This is a genomic window from Microbacterium flavum, assembly GCF_018717645.1.
GTDB classification, from domain to species: domain Bacteria; phylum Actinomycetota; class Actinomycetes; order Actinomycetales; family Microbacteriaceae; genus Microbacterium; species Microbacterium flavum.
In genome coordinates this window covers 1-1,350 of sequence record NZ_JAFLHG010000024.1, presented here as the reverse complement: position 1 = coordinate 1,350, position 1,350 = coordinate 1, and the positions used below count along the sequence as shown (strand labels likewise).

General features: G+C 65.6%; 1 protein-coding gene and 1 other annotated feature. The gene reads left to right on the top strand.

All coding sequences use genetic code 11. From position 1 onward, the window contains the following. Positions 1-54 precede the first annotated feature (54 nt). Positions 55-1,319 (top strand): IS3 family transposase gene (locus J0P97_RS15420; RefSeq protein WP_246540670.1). Its coding sequence is split into 2 segments (ribosomal slippage): positions 55-358 and positions 358-1,319, totalling 1,266 coding nucleotides; the frame shifts between segments, so codons are not numbered across the junction. Further along, positions 354-488: a sequence feature (AL1L pseudoknot), on the top strand. (Overlaps the previous gene by 135 nt.) Positions 1,320-1,350: the final 31 nt, after the last annotated feature.

Genomic DNA, 1,350 nt, shown 5'->3' with positions numbered 1-1,350 from the left:
TGAAGCGCCCTGAGTTTGTTGGAGACTCCTGACCTTGGAAACGAGGATGGGGTTATGCCGAAAGAGCAGACAGTGGGGAAGCCGACGACGCGTCGGTATTCGCCGGAGGAGAAGGCCGCCGCGGTCCGGATGGTGAGGACTCTGCGGGCGGAGCTGGGCACTGAGCACGGGACGGTGCATCGGGTCGCGACGCAGCTCGGCTATGGGGTCGAGTCCGTGCGGATGTGGGTCAAGCAAGCCGATATCGATGACGGCCACGTCGCCGGGGTGAGCACCGCAGAAGCGCAGCGGGTGCGGGAACTCGAGCAGGAGGTTCGGGAGTTGCGTCGGGCCAACGAGATCCTGAAGAGGGCTGCCAGTTTCTTCGGGGCGGAGCTCGACCGCCAACACCGGAAGTAGTCGCGTTCATCGACGTGAACAAGAACGACGTCGTCGAGGGTCGCCCGCTCGGAGTCGAGCCCATCTGCAGCCTGTTGCAGGTGGCTCCGAGTACGTACTACGCAGCGAAGGACCGTGCCCCGTCGGCCCGGGCAGTGAGCGACGCGGTCCTCATCTCGGAGCTGGTGACGCTCTGGAACGCGAATTACTGCGTCTACGGGGTCCGCAAGCTCTGGAAAACCGCTCGCCGTGCCGGGATCGACATCGGACGAGATCAGACGGGCCGGCTGATGCGCGCGGCTGGCATCGAGGGCGCGACCCGGTCCAAGCGCGTCAAGACGACACGACCGGACCCTGCCGCTCCGCGGCACCCGGATCTCGTGAATCGGGAGTTCACCGCGACCGCACCGAACCGGCTCTGGGTGACCGACCTGACGTTCGTCCCGACCTGGGCGGGCGTTGCGTATGTCTGCTTCATCATCGACGCGTTCAGCCGGATGGTCGTCGGCTGGCGATGCGCGTCACATATGCGCACCGAGATGGTCCTCGACGCGATCGAGATGGCCAGATGGGGTCGGGGCACCCACCACGACGATCTGCGCTGTCACAGCGACGCGGGCTCTCAATTCACGTCGATTCGCTACGGCGAACGGCTCGCCGAGATCGGGGCGACGCCATCGATCGGAACGGTTGGCGACTCGTTCGACAACGCCCTGGCAGAGACCGTCAACGGCTACTACAAGACCGAACTCGTCCGCGGACCCGCCCGCCCCGGACCCTGGCGCACCGTCGAGGACCTTGAGCTCGCGACGCTCGGCTGGGTGCACTGGCACAACACCGAACGCCTCCACGGCTACCTCGGCGACGTCCCGCCGGCCGAGTTCGAGGAGACGTTCTATGCTGGCCAAACCACCACCGATCAGCTGGTGGGAATCAAATAGCGCGAGTCTCCATCAGACCCAGGGCGCTTCA